Origin of the sequence: Rothia sp. HMSC061E04, from assembly GCF_001813685.1 — a bacterium.
GTDB lineage: Bacteria > Actinomycetota > Actinomycetes > Actinomycetales > Micrococcaceae > Rothia > Rothia mucilaginosa.
The window spans coordinates 471328-489311 of the sequence record NZ_KV813706.1; the positions used below are offsets into that span (position 1 = coordinate 471328).

At 58.3% G+C, this 17984-nt stretch carries 13 protein-coding genes; 6 read left to right on the plus strand and 7 right to left on the minus strand.

Annotation, left to right across the window (positions count from 1 at the left end):
• Positions 1-2 precede the first annotated feature (2 nt).
• Positions 3-1379, minus strand: a complete 1377-nt coding sequence (locus HMPREF2927_RS08680) for a 6-pyruvoyl tetrahydrobiopterin synthase (RefSeq protein ID WP_070687184.1) — start codon at positions 1377-1379, stop codon at positions 3-5.
• 268 nt (positions 1380-1647) lie between these two features.
• Positions 1648-2595 (minus strand): sugar-binding transcriptional regulator, encoded by a 948-nt coding sequence (locus HMPREF2927_RS08685; RefSeq protein ID WP_049359844.1) that lies wholly within the window; start codon positions 2593-2595, stop codon positions 1648-1650.
• Between the two features lie 123 nt (positions 2596-2718).
• Here HMPREF2927_RS08685 and HMPREF2927_RS08690 point away from each other — a divergent pair, with 123 nt between their 5' ends.
• The 4 genes from HMPREF2927_RS08690 (at position 2719) to HMPREF2927_RS08705 (ending at position 8182) form a co-directional block, all read left to right on the plus strand.
• A complete protein-coding gene (locus tag HMPREF2927_RS08690) occupies positions 2719-4464 on the plus strand; it encodes a glycerol-3-phosphate dehydrogenase/oxidase (RefSeq protein ID WP_070687188.1) in 1746 nt (581 codons plus the stop codon).
• Between the two features lie 345 nt (positions 4465-4809).
• A complete protein-coding gene (locus HMPREF2927_RS08695; RefSeq protein ID WP_049345203.1) occupies positions 4810-5607 on the plus strand; it encodes an MIP/aquaporin family protein in 798 nt (265 codons plus the stop codon).
• Between the two features lie 45 nt (positions 5608-5652).
• Positions 5653-7209, plus strand: coding sequence for a glycerol kinase GlpK (gene glpK / locus HMPREF2927_RS08700; RefSeq protein WP_070687190.1), 1557 nt, complete (start codon positions 5653-5655; stop codon positions 7207-7209).
• Between the two features lie 706 nt (positions 7210-7915).
• On the plus strand, positions 7916-8182 hold the full coding sequence (locus tag HMPREF2927_RS08705) for an N-acyl-D-glutamate deacylase (protein WP_233992197.1): 267 nt from the start codon (positions 7916-7918) through the stop codon (positions 8180-8182).
• 109 nt (positions 8183-8291) lie between these two features.
• Here HMPREF2927_RS08705 and HMPREF2927_RS08710 read toward each other — a convergent pair whose 3' ends face one another.
• The gene (locus tag HMPREF2927_RS08710) at positions 8292-8909 is read right to left on the minus strand and encodes a hypothetical protein (protein ID WP_070687194.1); all 618 of its coding nucleotides are present in this window, start codon (positions 8907-8909) and stop codon (positions 8292-8294) included.
• Between the two features lie 339 nt (positions 8910-9248).
• On the opposite strand from HMPREF2927_RS08710, the gene HMPREF2927_RS08715 reads away from it, so the two are divergent.
• Positions 9249-9860 (plus strand): methylated-DNA--[protein]-cysteine S-methyltransferase, encoded by a 612-nt coding sequence (locus tag HMPREF2927_RS08715; protein ID WP_070687196.1) that lies wholly within the window; start codon positions 9249-9251, stop codon positions 9858-9860.
• Positions 9861-10075: 215 nt separating this feature from the next.
• The gene (locus HMPREF2927_RS08720) at positions 10076-10864 is read left to right on the plus strand and encodes a DNA-3-methyladenine glycosylase I (protein WP_070687198.1); all 789 of its coding nucleotides are present in this window, start codon (positions 10076-10078) and stop codon (positions 10862-10864) included.
• A gap of 150 nt (positions 10865-11014) precedes the next feature.
• On the opposite strand, the gene HMPREF2927_RS08725 is transcribed toward HMPREF2927_RS08720, so the two are convergent.
• The 4 genes from HMPREF2927_RS08725 to HMPREF2927_RS08740 form a co-directional block, all read right to left on the minus strand.
• Positions 11015-11404, minus strand: coding sequence for a DUF1304 domain-containing protein (locus HMPREF2927_RS08725; protein WP_070687200.1), 390 nt, complete (start codon positions 11402-11404; stop codon positions 11015-11017).
• A 275-nt stretch (positions 11405-11679) separates the two neighbouring features.
• Entirely contained in the window at positions 11680-13302 is a 1623-nt protein-coding gene (locus tag HMPREF2927_RS08730; protein WP_070687202.1) for an L-lactate permease, read from the minus strand.
• 594 nt (positions 13303-13896) lie between these two features.
• A complete protein-coding gene (locus HMPREF2927_RS08735; RefSeq protein ID WP_070687204.1) occupies positions 13897-15519 on the minus strand; it encodes an L-lactate permease in 1623 nt (540 codons plus the stop codon).
• Between the two features lie 498 nt (positions 15520-16017).
• Entirely contained in the window at positions 16018-17655 is a 1638-nt protein-coding gene (locus tag HMPREF2927_RS08740) for an L-lactate permease (RefSeq protein ID WP_070687206.1), read from the minus strand.
• Positions 17656-17984 lie beyond the last annotated feature (329 nt).

The window sequence follows — 17984 nt, forward strand, 5'->3', positions numbered from 1 at the left end:
CTCTAAGCCTTCGCGATACGGTACACGCCGCTAATCGTGCCCTGCCACCAGGTGCCGTAACGGTCAATCGTGCCCACCATCTGCAGGGTGTCACCACCGCCAAGCAGCAGGCTCACATGCTGAGGCAGGCGCTGCTCGTGCATCGTCTTACCGGTTTCCATTTCCAGCGCGACAGCCCAGGCGTAAGCGCCATTCGCCAAACCAGCCGGGCCGCGGCGACGCTCACAGGTATAAATCAGACCATCAGCGGTGGAATAGCGAGGAACAGCCGAAGAGTACACATCCTTACGGTCCCAAATCTTACGCAGACCGCGGTCGGTAATATCCCAACGCTCCATACCGGGAGCAAAAAGCGCATTCGCAGGAACCGACGGGCCGGCACCCTCCGGATACTTCGGGTAGGGGTAGCCGTAGGTGCTTGCACCGACCATCGTGTTGCCCACACCAATCATGGAGTTCTCAGTGCCAGAGGTACCGGCAGTAAACAGGCCGGCACTACCGACCTTCGCACCGTTATCGGTGCGGTACACAATGACCGACTCCTGAATATCAGAGTTATCGGTCAGCATCACGTAATCCGAACCGTTCGGGCCAAAGAACGTCGGGGAGGCACCCGAACCCCACGCGAGCTTACCGGGCTTGCGGGCGCTACCGCGGTCGTAGGCATGCCACCACTTGAGGGTGGGCGCACCGGTTGCGGTAGCGTTCAGCATATAAATAGCGTGAGAAGTCACCACGCTCACGCCCTGCGGGCACGCCGAAATCGAGTTATCAATACGCTCACCCGCAATCGACGCCTTATTCAGGCGCATCGAGCGAATCGTGCCGCGAGCAGAATCAATCACCGCAATGTAGCCGTTCTTCGTCGCAACCCAAATGCGACCGGACCAGTCGGGTACCAGACCAACCACAGCGTCATTAGCACTCTGGGCGAGCATGCGGCTCAGGTCAATACGCTCATCAACTCGGATGCTGCGTCCGTCAGCAGAGTGGGAGAGGCGCAACAGGCACTGAGAGCCATCCACCAAAACCATGCGGTCCTGCGCGTCAAGGTAGGCATACACGCCACCGAGCAGTGCGCCCTTCGGGATGTCCAAGTGGGAGAGCTCGCGGCCGGTATGAGGATCAAGAATAGAAAGCTTCGGGGTAATGAACTCGCCGTGGGCGAAGACCTGGGTGCAGAGCACCTGAATAAAGCCGTCGCGTCCAGCAAGGATCGTCGGGCAGGCGCCGCCGAGCTTCGTGCCGGTAATCTTCCAGTCGCCAGCGCCGGGGCCAGCAAGAGGAGTAGCGTCGGAAGACTGGGCATCACCGTGCATGGTGGTAATGCCGGGTGCGCCCAGGTGCGGATTCGCCTGGGCGTTATAGGTGGGGGTCATGGTTGGCTCTTTCTAACGGTGAGTGGCGCACACCTTCAATGGAGTGCACAAATATGCGCTTTCACATGCGCAAACGTTTCACATTGTAGGGTCAGAAAGCAGTTTTTGACGACACTAAAGGGTACCTTGAAACATTGTTCAGGCAACACTTGAGAGCTTCACTAGGAAAGCTCTCAAGCACTACCCTTTCAGATTCAAGGTGCCCTTTTAACCCATAGCCACGGACCTTCATACCCGCGAACCTCGTGTCCGCGACGATTATTTTTAGCTATTTCTCCATGAGCGCCTTTGCCAGGGCATCATCAAGAACCAAGTCAGTAATTGCGCCCGTACGCAACGCGCCGCGCAAAGCACGCACACGGTGAGTACCGGACGCAACGCAAATACGGCGCGGAATGCGGGCAAGCTCCTTCGGAGTCGGACCGGACGCACGCTTATTCAACTCAAGATCAGCCCACGAGCCGTCCTCACGCAGAAGAATCGTGCACATATCCCCCACAACGCCCAGCTCACGCAACTGACGCTGCTCCTGCACCTCAAAATAGCCACCCGAATACACGTGAGAAGGAATAGGTCCACCAAAAGCACCCACGCCAAAAATAGCGAGGTCAACATTCTGCTGGGCATGCAGATTCTTCTGCACGCTACGCTCACGCCACATGGCGGTCTTCGTGTCCGCATAGTCAAAGAACGCGGGAACCGGAAAATGGATAGTCTGCGCATCATAGGCATTCACCAACTGCCCCAGCAAGGAACCCAAGTACGGAATACCCGAATGGTGCGCATTACCGGCGCCGTTCATCTGCACGACAGTCACGCCTTTCAGAGGACGACGCGGCAGATGACGAGAAATCTCAGTCATCGTTGAACCCCACGCCACACCCAGGCTCGTTCCATTATCAATCAGGGAATCAAGGAGAGCCGCCGCGGTACGGGATACCTGACTCATACGGGCAATGGGGGTAGCATCCGAACGGACATTCACGAGAGTAACGCGCACCTTATAGCGCTCACCGATGCGGCGCTCAAGCTCGCTGCGGGCACGGAAGGAATCATCTAGACGGATCTGCACCATGCCGCTTTCACGAGCACTTTTAAGCAGACGTGACACAGTGGCTCGAGAGACCCCCAGACGGGCCGCGATAGCGTCCATCGTCATGTTGTGAATGTAGTAAAGCTGCGCTGCCTCGTAGGTATGGTTAGCGCGTTCGTTCATCTGCCACAGACCCCCAGTGAAAATCCGTTCATACTGCTTGGTTATTATTTCACCATTGGGTTTTACTAAATGCAAGATGAAACCCCCACGCCGCACAAGCGGCAATACAGGAAAGAGCAGTACATGAGCTCCCAGCACATTGCACAGCAGTCTCAGCTGACCGCCGAGTCCCGCGCCAAGGCGCTCAAGAGCATGGTCAACGAAGAACTCGACATCTTGGTCGTCGGCGGCGGCATCACCGGTGCAGGCATTGCCCTCGACGCAGCAACCCGCGGTCTGCGCACCGGTATCGTCGAAGCAGGCGACTGGGCTGCAGGCACCAGCGCATGGTCCTCCAAGCTCGTTCACGGCGGCCTGCGCTACCTCTACAACCTCGACTTCAAGCTCGTGACCGAAGCACTGACCGAGCGCGGCCTGCTGCTGAACAAGATCGCACCCCACCTGGTGCACGCACAGCCCTTCCTGTGGCCCCTGAAGATGCCCGTCATCGAGCGCGCATACTCCGCAATCGGCATCGGCATGTACGACACCCTCGCATTCCTCGGCTCCCGCGGCAACAAGGGCGTCCCCTCCCAGCGCCACTTCACCAAGGCCGGCACCAAGACCGTCTTCCCCGACATCAAGGACTCCGCATTCAGCGGCGCAATCCAGTTCTACGACGCACGCGTTGACGACGCACGCCTCGTCATCGACGTCGTCCGCACCGCTGCAAGCTACGGCGCACTGGCTGCATCCCGCACCCAGGTTGTCGGTTTCACCAAGGACGCATCCGGCCGCGTCATCGGCGCAGAGCTGGCAGACCTGGAGACCGGTGAGCGCCTGAACGTACGCGCAAAGCACGTCATCAACGCAACCGGCGTGTGGACCGAAGAGTCCGAGTCCCTGGCTAACCCCGATGCAGGCCTGGAGGTTCTGGCATCCAAGGGTATCCACATCGTGGTTCCCCGCGACCGCATCAACGCAACCAGCGGTATCTTCACCAAGACCGAGAAGTCCGTTCTCTTCATCATCCCCTGGCAGCGTTACTGGATCATCGGCACCACCGACACCCCCTACGCCGAGGACCGCGAGCGCCCCGTCGCAACCAGCAAGGACATCGACTACGTCCTGATGCAGGCCAACAAGCTGATCGCTAACCCGCTGACCCGCGAGGACATCATCGGCACCTACACCGGTCTGCGCCCGCTGCTGCAGCCCAAGGTCAAGGACGGCGCAGCATCCACCAAGGTTTCCCGCGAGCACACCGTGACCGAGGTTGCACCCGGCATGAGCGCCATCGCAGGCGGCAAGCTCACCACCTACCGTGTCATGGCTGCCGACGCTGTCGACTTCGCACTGGGCGAGCAGGCTAAGCAGAACCCCTCCGTGACCGCAACCATCGGCCTGGTCGGTGCAGACGGCTACCACGCAATCGCTGCTAACCGTGCACGCTACGCAGAGCGTTACGGCTGGGATGAGGACCGTATCACCCACTTGCTCGAGCGTTACGGCGCGCAGATTGAGGACCTCGGCGCTCTCATCGACGCTGACCCCTCCCTCGGTGCTCCCCTGGCTAAGGCACCCCAGTTCCTGCGTGCAGACGTCGTCTTCGCTGTCCGCTACGAAGGCGCCCTGCACCTGGAGGACGTGCTGGTCCGCCGCGTACGCCTCGACCTCGAGCAGCGCGACCGCGGCCTGGCAGCAGCAGACGAAATCCTCGACATCATGCGTGCCGAGCTCGGCTGGGACGACAAGAAGGTCAAGGAAGAGCGCGACCTCTACGCCGCACGCGTGCAGGCTATCCGCGAGGCGGAGTCCACCTCCACCGACGCTGAGGCATCGGCAAAGATTGAGGCTGTCACCCCCGTGGCACCCCGCGTGAAGCTCTAATCCTTAGAGCTTTCGCACACCTTTCGTAACCGATTATTTGGTACGAACCAACCGTTCGCCCCTCACCGAACATGGGCTATCTCATATTTCTCGGTGAGGGGTGGACGGACGGTTAAATAGCCGTTTACGATAAACCCCAGCACAAAGAAGCAGAGCGCTAAATACAGGGTTAGCTCACTGGTACGATCTGCTTCTCAACCAGAAACATCTATCAAATTTTCGTAGCAACCGCTACACATTTCAGCACAGCGTTGTGCCCCGATCCGCCCGTGCGGTGAGGACGCACGGGAACACGCAAGCAAAGGTTCGCTTGCCTTCCAGACGCTTCGTCTTCAAGGAGCATCAATGTCTCTTCTTGCTTCCGCAGGAACTGTACTTGCAGCCGGCTCATCCGCTCTCGTGGATGCATCCGGTGCCCCCACTACCCTCGGAATCTTCGCTTCCGAGTTCTTCGGCACCTTCATTCTGATTCTGCTCGGTGCCGGCGTATGCGCCGCAGTGACCCTCAAGAAGTCCTACGCTAAGGACGCAGGCTGGGGTGTTATCACCTTCGGATGGGGTCTGGCAGTGTTCACCGCCGTGTACCTCTCCTTCCATTCCGGTGCACACCTGAACCCCGCAGTGACCGTCGGCCTGGCAACCGCAGGCCGCGACCTGGCAACCGGCGTTCCCGCAACCCCCGGCAACATTGCCCTGTACATCGTCGCTCAGATGCTCGGCGCAATGGCCGGCGCAACCGGAGCGTACCTCACCTACAAGAAGCACTTCGATGAGGACCCGGGCGACCGCCTCGGCATCTTCGCAACCGGCCCCGCCATCAAGTCCTACGGCTGGAACTTGCTCACCGAGATTATCGGCACCTTCGTCCTGATTGGCTGGATCATCGCATCCGGTAAGACCCCCGCCCAGACTGGCCCCTTGGCTGTTGCCCTGGTCGTTGTATCCATCAGTATGAGCCTCGGTGGCGCAACCGGTTCCGCTATCAACCCCGCACGTGACCTCGGCCCCCGTATCGCCTACACCTTCCTGCCCATCCCCGGTAAGACCGGTTCCAACTGGTCTTACGCATGGGTTCCGGTTGTTGGCCCAATCATCGGCGCTATCCTCGCAGGCCTGATCGTTCCGGCAGTTCTGCCCCTCTAAACCTCTCTAATACCCCCCCCGTTCTTTTGTTCTAAGGAAAAATCAATGACGACTTCTCTGCACTCCGCAACCCTCAACACCGAGCGCAAGTACATCCTCTCCATCGACCAGGGCACCACCAGCTCCCGCGCAATCCTGTTCAACAAGGCAGGCGAGAACGTAGCGCACGGTCAGCTCGAACACGAGCAGATCTTCCCCAAGGCCGGCTGGGTCGAGCACAACGCAACCGAGATTTGGCAGAACGTCCGCAAGGTCGTAGCAACCGCAATGGCAAACGGCGACGTCAACCACCACGAAATCGCTGCAGTCGGCATCACCAACCAGCGTGAAACCACCGTCGTGTGGGACAAGAACACCGGCGAGCCCGTCTACAACGCAATCGTCTGGCAGGACACCCGCACCCAGGAAATCGTTGAAGAACTCGCAGGCGAAGAGGGCGTTGGTAAGTACCACGACATCGTTGGTCTGAACCTCTCCACCTACTTCTCCGGTCCCAAGATCAAGTGGATCCTGGACAACGTTGAAGGCGCACGCGAGCGCGCAGAGCGCGGCGACCTGCTCTTCGGCAACACCGACACCTGGCTGGTCTGGAACCTGACCGGTGGTGTTGACGGCGGCGTTCACGTCACCGACGTAACAAACGCATCCCGTACCCTGCTGATGAACATCCGCACCCTCGAATGGGATCCGCAGATCGCTGCTGACATGGGCATCCCCATGAGCATGCTGCCCGAAATCAAGTCCTCCTCCGAGGTGTACGGCTTCGGCCGCGCAACCGGTCTGCTTAACGGCACCCCGATTGCCGGTATCCTGGGCGATCAGCAGGCTGCCACCTTTGGCCAGGCCTGCTTCGAGAAGGGTATGGCGAAGAATACCTACGGTACCGGTAACTTCATGCTCATGAACACCGGCAACGAGCCCGTCTTCTCCAACAACGGTCTGCTGACCACCGTCGCCTACAAGATTGGCGACGCAGCTCCCGTCTACGCTCTGGAAGGCTCGGTCGCGATGAGCGGCTCCCTGATTCAGTGGCTGCGCGACAACCTGCGCATGATTGAGAACGCTGCAGAGTCTGAGGAACTGGCTACCTCCGTTGAGGACTCCGGTGGCTGCTACGTTGTTCCCGCGTTCTCCGGCCTGTTCGCGCCTCACTGGCGTTCCGACGCTCGCGGCGTCATCGTTGGTCTGACCCGCTATGTGAACCGTGCACACATCGTGCGTGCGGCACTGGAGGCAACCGCGTTCCAGACCCGCGAGGTTCTGGACGCAATGAACGCTGACTCCGGTGTTGAGCTCTCCGAGCTGCGCGTGGACGGCGGCATGACCGCTAACGAGTTCCTCATGCAGTTCCAGGCTGACATCCTCGGCGTTCCCGTGATCCGCCCGAAGGTTGTTGAGACCACCGCTCTGGGCGCAGCATACGCTGCAGGTATCGCTGTTGGTTTCTGGAGCGGCGAGCAGGACGTTGTGGACAACTGGGCTGAGGACAAGCGCTGGCTGCCCTCCATGGAGCCCGCAGAGGTTGACCGCCAGTACCGCCTGTGGAAGAAGGCTGTCTCCCGCACCCTCGAGTGGGTTGACGAGGACGTTCCGACCGCCTAATCACAGCACCCGTTGCCTAACGGCACGGCCCGCGTACTAGCGACGCCCCGGCTGCTTCTCCCCCGCTATGGGGTTGAAGCAGCCGGGGCTTTTCGCTGTTTTATGACGCTCAATTCAGCGTTTATTGCGGCGTAATTTCTACAAAAATTAGTGCTGGGGTACCGTTGGTTTTTGTAAATTCGGTATCTTCCGCCGGTCACCTGGCGCGGTGTTGTTCGTGAGGTGTCAGTACCGCACAGGACGCGTACGCGACATATTCATGCGCTGTCCTGACAGGAGTCGACGGTTCGCGCTGATACTTTATTTACGTTCCCGTCCGCCACGGTGCTTCACGTACTGCGGCGGACGGACTTTTATCTCTTGTTACTTGGTTCTCTGCGTTAACGATGAGCGGGTTTCATTTTTCGTGTTGCAGTTCTCGCTGTAAAAATCACTGGTTTTATGCCCCTTGTTGAGATACCCGTTCACATGTTGTGTGGGGGTTGGTCTAACAGCGTTTATTTACCTTTGATGTCCACTTCAAGCGCCGTATCATAGATATATAGGCTTATTGATTCTATTCTGACCACCGAAGATGGCGGTTAGTTACGTATCTGGCACCTTCCGGTGGTCGTGAGAACGGAGAGAGGCTCCGTTGGAAGGAGGGAGCGGGTTTCCCGCACCGATTATGGTTGATGTCCGTCGCCGCAAGCTTGCAATTATTACTATGAACGTTTCAGTTCTTGCAGCTGCTCTCTCCTGGCTGTTGGTGCTCTTCTCTGTCATGTATTCTCCCGCAGCTATACCGTGGGCTCTGGGCGTTGCTATCGTACTGACTGTGATTGGCGCCTACGCGCTGTACCGCTACTACTCCAAGTACTCACACATGCTCCCGAACGAGGACCCGGACGCGCACGATGTGCTCGGTCACGACCTGCACTCGACTCACCTGCCGCATCTGCACCACACGGAGCGCACTTCTGACGGCGCGTAATTCTGATGGAGCGTAATTCTGACAGGGCAGCCGCTAAGTAGCGAGCTCCTCATCCCCTAGACAGCAAAATGTGCCGCCTCACCAATACCGGTGAGGCGGCACATTTACTTTAAGATCGCGGTTCAGAGTCCGGCCCTGCAACCATGTCTGGACGGTTTGAGCCAGTGCTTTGACGCTCTTCGACTTCAGCTCTATCTAGTTCTGTCCTTTTGTTCTTTTGAACTACAAGAGCGTTATATTTCCAGCCGAGGATTCGTTCAAAAAGCCATCCACCCCAGATGAGCGCAGCGGTAATGAGAGCGACAGGAATCAGAAAGATGAGGACTTTCGGGTCGCGGGTGTGGTCTGAGGTGCTCCCCGCGGTGAGCTCCCACAGCGCAAGGATTGGTACCGCCATTATAGGCATCGCTATAAAAAGGATGATGGCATAGTAAATGCCCATCATGCTACCAGGCCTACCTCTATTTATACGGGCCTGGGTAACAGCTCTCTTCAGACATTTGTATTCATCTAAGGTTTCACCGTCTAGATGCGAAGCATCAGGGATCTTGGCCATGACGTACCGTACGGCTTCTAAATCTGAGGGCGAGCAAATAAAGATATGCCCCTGGGAGGTAACGGTATATTCTTTCGCGATGTCGAGGCACGCCTGCGCGTAACGGTTATTGAGCTCTCGACTCTCGGGGTTTTCTTTGAGTTGCCGGCGGATGTCTTTCAGGTCTTCCATGTTTCTCCTTGCAATTTCAGTCGTCGTTGAGCCCATCGTTGAGGCACGAGAAACACAGGTCATCCCCCCCACCCTCTGCGGGGTGGAGAAGCCGGAGTATTGAATTGCGGTGTATCGGTGTGTACTTCACAGAATGCCAGTTCTTGGGGTTCAATCAAAATTGCCGGGGCATCCTGAGATGTTTCAACGGCGGTGCATACATCTCATATATAGCGGTCAGTTATAGACAAAACCCGCCACGGGTACGGTACGGAGGCGCCCCTCCCCTATGATGGTTGAAAGGGATATTTACCTCTAATACCATCTGCAGTACACGCCCACGAGCAAACGAGGAAGAGCATGACCAAAGCGACCGATTCGCCGCAGCCGCCGGAAGCGCTCGCGCGCTGGTACACGCGCTACGCAAGCCCCGTGGGCACTCTCTACATCGCCGCCCGCGCGGATGCAGTCGTCGGCATCTGGTACGAGGACCAGGCGCATTTTCCGCTCCCCCATGAGCTTGGTGGACTGATTGAGAATCCGGATGTCTATCTGCGGGAGCACGGCGTTGCAGATGGTGAAGAGCCAGCCGGTGAGTATGCTGCGGCGCGGCTGCTGTCGCGTGCTGAGGCAGAGCTCTCCGAGTATTTTGAGCGCAAGCGCACTTCTTTTACGTTGCCTCTAGATCCTGAGGGCACCGATTTTCAGCTGATTGTGTGGGAGCATCTGAAGACTGTTCCTGCCGGGTACACCACCACTTACGGCGAGATTTCGCGTGCGGTTGGTCCGGGTGCTCCGGCGCAGGCTGTGGGTCAGGCGGTCGGCCGCAATAAGGTTTCTGTTATGATTCCGTGTCACCGCGTTATTGGTGCTGATGGTAGTTTGACCGGCTACGCTGGCGGTGTTGAGCGTAAGCAGTTCCTCCTCGATTTGGAGGAGCCGGAAGAGGTGCGGGAGGCGCGGCTCTTCTAGCCATGTCACCCGGCGGTGTTTGAGACTTATCAGAGGGCGGAGCGTGCATCGGATGCGGGCTCCGCCCTCTGTCGTACTTGTTTTCGGTTTCATTGCTCTGCACCACGACACATAATCGAATATACTTGCGATTTACTCACGCTAGAGCTACTGTTTAAGTAGAACATGCTTCCGAAATACTCGGATGAGCTCAGCACTCTCAGAGAGGAGAAACCGTGACCTCGCAACCTACTATTCCCGCCACCGCCTTCGAAAACACCCTGAGTTACCCCACGTGGGTGACTGATAAGCTTCTGCGCGACTACTACGACACCGAATGGGGTATAGCCGTCACCGATGAGCGGGGGCTCTTCGAAGCCCTGAGCCTCGAGGCTTTTCAGGTGGGGCTCTCCTGGCGCACGATTCTTGCCCGCCGTGAGGCATTTCGTCGCGCTTTCGAGGGGTTCGATCCCGAACGCGTGGCTGCGTTCACCGACCAGGATGTTGCCCGGCTCCTCCAGGACGAAGAGATTATCCGTAACGAGCGGAAGATTCGCGCGGTCATCTCCAACGCGCGACTGACCCTTCGGATGCGTGAGCTTGCCGCCACGCCGCGTGACGCGTCCTCGGAGGATGTTCATCTTCCCCTTATCACCCACTCTTCTACCCCGACCAATACGGATAGCGTTGAAGCGCCGAATGCCTGCCGCCGTCGAGTTCGTACGCTCCGCGATGAAGATTTGGACCGGATGCGCGAGCGCACCCTATCCGACGGCACACGTGTACCGGGCGGGCTACCGGCGTGGCTGTGGTCCTTCGTGCCGCACGAGACTATCGCACCACATACCCTGGACGATATTCCGACAGATACACCCGAGTCCGCGCTTCTTACCAAATCTTTTAAAGCTCTAGGAGGTGTGTTCTTGGGTCCGGTGACCGCCTATGCGCTCATGTGCGCGGTCGGTATGGTGGATGCGCACCTGGTGGGTTCGCATCGGCGAGGCTGTTCGGGGCTCTTTGCCTAAGCTCCCTCGCCCTAAGCTCCCTCGCCCTAAGCTCCCTCGCTCGGCGTGCTCGCGTCTGAGGGCGTAGAAAAGCCGCGCGCCACTTCGTAGAAGTAAGCACGCGGCTTCTATACGTTGAGATGTTCCGCTCTGAATTAGATCGTCACAGGGCTAGATCATCACGAAGAGGAAAATCAGCGCCAGCAGCGGCGGGGTCAGCTGAATCAGTGCCGGCTTGCGCTTATCCGGGGAGGTGAGGAACAGGTAGACACCGGCAATAGCCATGGAGCCCAGGCCTGCGAACATGAGTGCCACACCCACCTGCGGGGAGCCGAACCAGAAAGCGAGCAGACCGGTTGCGGCGATCCAGGAGAGCATCAGGTTGTACAGGCCCTGGTTTGCCGCCATCTCCTTGGTGGACTCGGCGAATTCTTCGGTCATTCCGAAGGTTTCGCGGCCCTTAGGCTTAGTCCAGAGGAAGGATTCGATAATCCAGATGTACACGTGAATAGCGATTGCTACGAAGGCAAAAACGGTGGTGACCGTTGCGAGTGCCTGCATTGTTTCTCCTTGAGTAGTAGGTCATCTGTTAGCCGTGTGTCTCACGCAGCGGGCGAGAGAGTAACGCACAGATAACAGCCGGGCAGCCTCTCCTGTGCACGTCTCCGGTGTGTGGGCACAAACACTAATTCTACTCCTGCCGGGTGGATTATCCGCATCGTATGACATTGGGTACCTCAGATACGGCAAACGCCCGCCGCGACATGACCTCGCAACGAGCGTTCTGCGTATCTCTCCGGTTCTTCCTCGAAGACAGGAAGAGTCGCTTAAAAAGCCTAGTGCCCGATGAGCGTGAGCAGGTACGTCCAAATGCACAGCAGTACCAGCAGGAAGAGACTGTACTTGATGGTTATGGAGGTAACCTTCGACTCCTGCCCTGCCTCGTTCACGGCGGCAACCGCCACTGCAATCGACTGCGGGGACACAATCTTGCCCATCACACCACCGGAGGTATTGGCTGCAACCAGCATGGCGGGGTCTACACCAATCTGATGCGCAGTGCTTGCCTGCAGACCGGCGAAGAGCACGTTATTGTTGGTCACCGAACCGGTCACAAACACACCAACCCAGCCGATTATGGGCGAGAAGAGCGGGAAGAGTGCACCCGCGGTAGCTACCGCCAGAGCGATGGAGGAGGTCATGCCCGCGTAGTTCATGAGGTTTGCTACGGACATGACCAGGCAAATCATGTAGATGGGCTTCTTCAGCTGCTGCCATGCACCGTTAAGCTCCTGCAGAGTCTCACGGACGGTAATTTTCGAGGTGAACGCAGAGAGCAGAGCCGCCACCAAAATGGCGGTACCCGCCGCACCCAGGATGTTCCAGTTGAAGACCGCGTGGATAGCTAGGCCTTCACCGTCGCCAATCTGGTGGTGGATACCGGGCACGTGGAAGCTCAGGTTTGCAAAGCCCAGGGCTCCGTTATGATCGAAGACGGGACGCAGCACGGTGGACCAGAGCAGGATGGTGATGGAAAGGAAGATGAAGGGACTCCAGGCGCTCGCAACTTCGCGCAGGCTGTACGTCGGTTCGTCCTGCGCGGAGAGCTCTTCCAGAGTCGGTGCGGTGGGCTCGCGATAGATGTGCTTGGGCTGCCAGAAACGCATCACGACCGCCAGGAACACCAGGCCGACAAGGGGCGGCACAATGCCGATGAGCTCTGGGTCCTGCAGGACCCACAGCATGATGCTCTGCAGGCCAGAAATCACGATACCAGTTGCGAGCGCTACTAAGCCTACCTCACGAATGCCGCGCAGACCGTCCTGAATAGCGACCACGAGCACGGGTACGAGGGCCGCAAAGATCTGCAGGACCCAAACCATATGGTTGGATAGGTGCCCCAGGTCTACGTTACCGATAGCGGCACCGGTGGTCACGGGAATACCAACCGCACCGTAGGCACCCACGGTGGCGTTAGCGACCAGGGAGAGCATAGCGGCTTTGAGCGGGTTGAAGCCCAGGGCAACCAGTAGCGCCACAGAAATAGCAATCGGGATGCCGAAGCCCGCCGCGCCCTCAATAAACCCGGCAAAGCAGAGGGCGATGAGTAGCACCTGGATGCGCTGGTCCGCTGAGATTGAGGAGACAGAGGACCTCACGATGGCGAATTTTCCGCTGCGCACCGCGATGCGGTAGAGCCACACTGCCATGAGCACAATCCACGCAATAGGCCATAGCGCTGAGAGGAATCCGTAGAAAATAGAACCTGCGGCTGCTGTCCAGGGCAGGTGGAAGACTCCGAGTGCGATGCACAGGGTCAGGGCTAGGGTGATTAGCGCTGATTTAATGCCGCTGAGTTTGAAAACCGTGAGGCAGAGTAAAAAAAGAATAATGGGGGATGCCGCTACAAGTGCAGAGAGCACCGGGGAGTTGAGGGGATCGTAGGTTTGCGACCACATGATAGTGGTATGTCCTTCCTCGCTGCAGGGTGTACCTACAGCGGTTTGGATGCCGCTGTAGGGTGCGTCCGCCTGCCCTTATGGGGTAGCACGAGGCGTACCCTCACGACGCCTCTACCGCTGAGGGTCCCTGAACGTGAAAGGCGTAGCAACATCATGTGTCTGTGTTGTAGCCTTGGCTGAAGGCAGGGGGCGCGGGGAAGGATATTTCCACGATGCGGGGCGTTGGTTCTCTCGTTGGAGGCCTCGAAGCTAAAAGTTCCTTAGCTCGTGCTCTCGCCTACGGCGCCAATGCCCACTGAGAACTATATCACTGTGGCATGTGGGTCCTTTGCTAGGTGCTGGGTGCTTTTACAGTGTGAAACGCTAGTTAAGAGTCATTACGATTTAGTCCTTGTCGGTAGTTATTTTCTCCGGTCAGCCCCTTTCTGATGCTCGAGCCAAACCTATACGGCGGCTGGTAAGGATAAAGCCCCCTCCCCGACCGCATGGAGTCGAGAAGGGGCTTTACCTCAGGATCATCAGGGGTTCAGCGTCACGTTGCTATCTACCCCTGGTATGAGCCTCAGGAATGGCTTTAGCCAGCCCTATGTGTTAGCCAGCCATGAGCGACAGCGCGAAGGACCAGACGCAGACCAGGCCCAGCAGAATAGCGCTGTACTTGATGGACATGGAGGTAATCTTCGATTCCTCACCTGCGCTGTTCACAGCCGCCGCAGCAATCGCGATGGACTGCGGGGAGACGATCTTACCCATCACGCCACCGGCGGTGTTTGCGGCAACAAGCAGGGTCGGGTCAACAGCAATCTGAGCTGCGGTGGTGGACTGCAGGCCCGCGAAGAGCACGTTAGCGTTGGTCACGGAACCGGTCACAAACACGCCAATCCAACCGATAATCGGGGACAGCAGCGGGAAGACCGGGCCGGCTGCCGCGAGCGCCAGAGCGATGGAGGTGGTCATACCGGCATAGTTCATGACGTTTGCGACGGACATGACCAGGCAAATCATGAGGATCGGCATCTTCAGCTGGTTCCAGGTGCCGCCGAGTTCTTCAAAGGCTTCACCCCAGCTAATCTTCGAGGTCAGCACGGTAATCAGTGCCGCCACCAGAATTGCGGTGCCGGATGCGCCCAGGGTGTTCCAGGAGAAGATGGCGGTCACGGTCTTACCGGCACCGGTAGTGATGGCTTCATGAATGCCGGGGATGGGGAATGCCAGGGTTGCAGCACCGAGCGGGCCGGTGGTTGCGAACACGGGCTTGAGCGCGGTGGACCAGAGCAGGATGGTTGCGGAGAGGAAGATGAAGGGGCTCCACGCCTTAACGATCTCGCCGCCGGTGTGCTTGACGTTCTGCTGAGCCTGGGCTTCTTCGAGGCTGGGTGCGGTGGGTTCACGGTAAATGTGCTTGGGCTGCCACTTCTGCATCACGAGCGCCAGTGCTACCAGGGACAGCAGCGGCGGGATGATGTCGACCAGTTCGGGAGAGCCGAGCAGCATCAGGATAGCTGCCTGACCGCCGGAGAAGATGACGCCGGTCATGAGTGCGACCAGGCCGACTTCGCGGATGCCGCGCATACCATCCTGGATTGCGACCATCAGTAGCGGCACGAAGGCGACGAAGATCTGCAGTACCGGAACCATGCCTGCGGACAGGTGCGCGGTGTCCAGGCCGCCGACCTTAGCTGCGGTGGTCACGGGGATACCGATAGCACCGTATGCACCGGATGCGGCGTTAGCTACCAGCGCCAGCATGGATGCTTTGAGGGGGTTGAAACCCAGGGATACCAGCAGCGCCGCAGAGATAGCGATCGGGATGCCGAAGCCTGCCGCGCCTTCGATGAAGCCACCGAAGCAGAAGGCAATCAGCAGCACCTGAATGCGCTGATCGTTCGAGATGGAGGAGACGGAGGAGCGCACGATGTCGAAGTTACCGGCGCGTACGGCGATGCGGTAGAGCCACACTGCCATGAGCACGATCCAGCCGATGGGCCATGCGCCCGAGAGGAAGCCGGAGAGGATGGAACCGGCACCTGCAGTGATGGGCAGACCGAAGACGGCACAACCGATGATGAGGGTGGTGCCGAGGGTCAGCAGTGCTGATTTGAGGCCGCTGAGTTTCAGGACGGTCAGGCCCAGCAGGAAGAGGATGATGGGCACTGCGGCAACCAGTGCGGAGAGCACCGGTGAGTTCAGCGGGTCGTAGGTTTGCTGCCACATTGGGGCGGGTGTTCCTTTCGGTCTGTGTGTATTAGCGGTCGCTTCTTCCGGTACGGCACCTGTGCTGTATGGAAGCGTTAGGCCGCATAAAAACCGATGGGTCCGGTCCTTGCGTCGTGGATGGATCCATCGGTGAAGCGTGATGGTCTTGAGCTGCCGGGCGTTTGGTTACTTGACGTGGCGATATGCCGAGGCAATATACCGTGGCGCGGCGGCGGTGAGTGGAACCTTTCCCTCTCACTAGGTGCTCTTGACTTTATCTGTCTAAGCTAACAGGTCTTCCTCGAGACTTCAGGATAGGGTGACCTTAAGTGTGCACAAATGATACCTATGTGCATAATTGCGCTCCTTAGCCGCGAACCTCCCGCCCCCCAGCACACAAACACAGAAACGCGAAAGCCCCCTCCTACCGAAGTAGAAGGGGGCTTTCGCTCAACCGTGTCGCGGGCACCTTACTTTCAGAGAAGGCAGGTTACACGCATCGGGGTTTCACGCTGTTTAGATACCAACCAGAGACAGGACGTAAACCCACACACAGGTGATAGCCAGCAGAGCTGCACTGTACTTGATCGCCATGGAGGTAATCTTGGATTCCTCGCCGGAGCTGTTCACAGCAGCAGCTGCAATTGCGATGGACTGCGGGGAAACAATCTTCGCCATCACACCACCGGCGGTGTTAGATGCAACCAGCAGGGTCTGGCTGACGCCAATCTGCTGTGCGGTGGTAGCCTGCAGGCCTGCGAAGAGGATGTTGTTGTTCACCACGGAGCCGGTCACGAACACGCCGATCCAACCGATGATCGGGGACAGCAACGGGAAGATTGCGCCCACAGCGGCAACAGCCAGTGCGATGGAGGTAATCATACCCGCGTAGTTCATGACGTTAGCAACGGACATGACCAGGCAGATCATGAGGATCGGGGTCTGCAGCTGCTTCCAGGTGCCGCCAAGCTCCTCGATAGCCTCGCCCCAGCTAATCTTGGAGGTCAGGATGGTGATGATTGCAGCCACCAGAATTGCGGTACCGGATGCACCCACGATGTTCCAGGTGAAGACCGCATCAAATGCCTTGGGGGTAGGAACAATCGGTGCAGCCTGCTGGATGCTCTGGTGCACCCACGGAATGTTGAAGCTCAAGTTGGTGAAGCCAAGCGCACCCTTAGCTGCAAAGACGGGCTTCAGAGCGGTGGACCAGAGAAGAATCACGACGGACAGGTAGACGAAGGGGCTCCATGCCTTGAGGATCTCGCCACCGGTGTGCTTGACGCTCTGCTGAGCCTGAACTTCTTCCAGGGAGGGAGCGGTGGGCTCGCGGAAGATGTGCTTAGGCTGCCACTTCTGCATGACCAGTGCCAGAGCGACCAGTGCCAGCAGCGGCGGGATGATGTCGACGAGTTCGGGGTTACCGAGGGTTGCGAGCAGAACGGACTGGCCGCCGGAGTAGATAACGCCAACCATGAGAGCTACCAGACCGACTTCGCGAATACCGCGCAGACCGTCCTGAATAGCAACGAGCAGCAGGGGAATCAGGCCCGCCATAATCTGGATAACCAGGACCATTTCGATGGACAGACCGTGTAGGTCCACGCCACCGCGGGTTGCTGCGGTGGTCACGGGGATACCGATAGCGCCGTACGCACCGGAGCTCACGTTAGCAATCAGAGCGAACATTGCGGCCTTGAGCGGGTTGAAGCCCAGGGACACGAGCAGTGCAGCACAGATAGCAATCGGAATACCGAAGCCTGCAGCGCCTTCAAGGAAGCCACCGAAGCAGAATGCGATCAGCAGCATCTGGATGCGCTGGTCGGTAGAGACAGAGGAGATGGAGGAGCGGACAATCTCAAAGCCGCCAGAACGCACGGAGATGCGGTAGAGCCACACTGCCATGAGCACAATCCAGCCGATGGGCCACATACCCGCGAGGAAGCCGTGGAGGATGGAGCCCACACCCGCGGTAACGGGCATGCCGAAGATAGCGCAACCGATGACCAGTGCAATAGCGAGGGAGATAACGGCAGATTTAATACCGCTGAGCTTCAGGACGGTGAGGCCCAGAAGGAAGAAAATAATCGGGACTGCTGCCACGAGTGCGGAGAGTGCGCTCGAGTTCAGCGGGTCATAGACTTGCTGCCACATGGTTTATTGTGTTCCTTTCCGCGCCCGAGGGGCGGGATCGATTTGTGCCGTAAAACCTTCCCAGCGACGCTCGTGGCGGTGTGTGTGCCGTGTGCATAAGGCCTGGCTCCCTGCCGTCTTGTGCGTTGGGGAGGCTATCCCACCGGGATATTTGCCTTCGCTTGGGTTCGTGTTGGTTTTGCAGCTATGAAATTCAGTGTGTATGAAGTCGTGTTTTAGTCACAGAAACCTAAATATTCCTTGATTTGTCAAGGGAAATTCAGTGCCGAAGCTAAAATTTCTGACCGCTAAAACGCGATTCCTTGTGTACCCAATGTACCACCCATCAC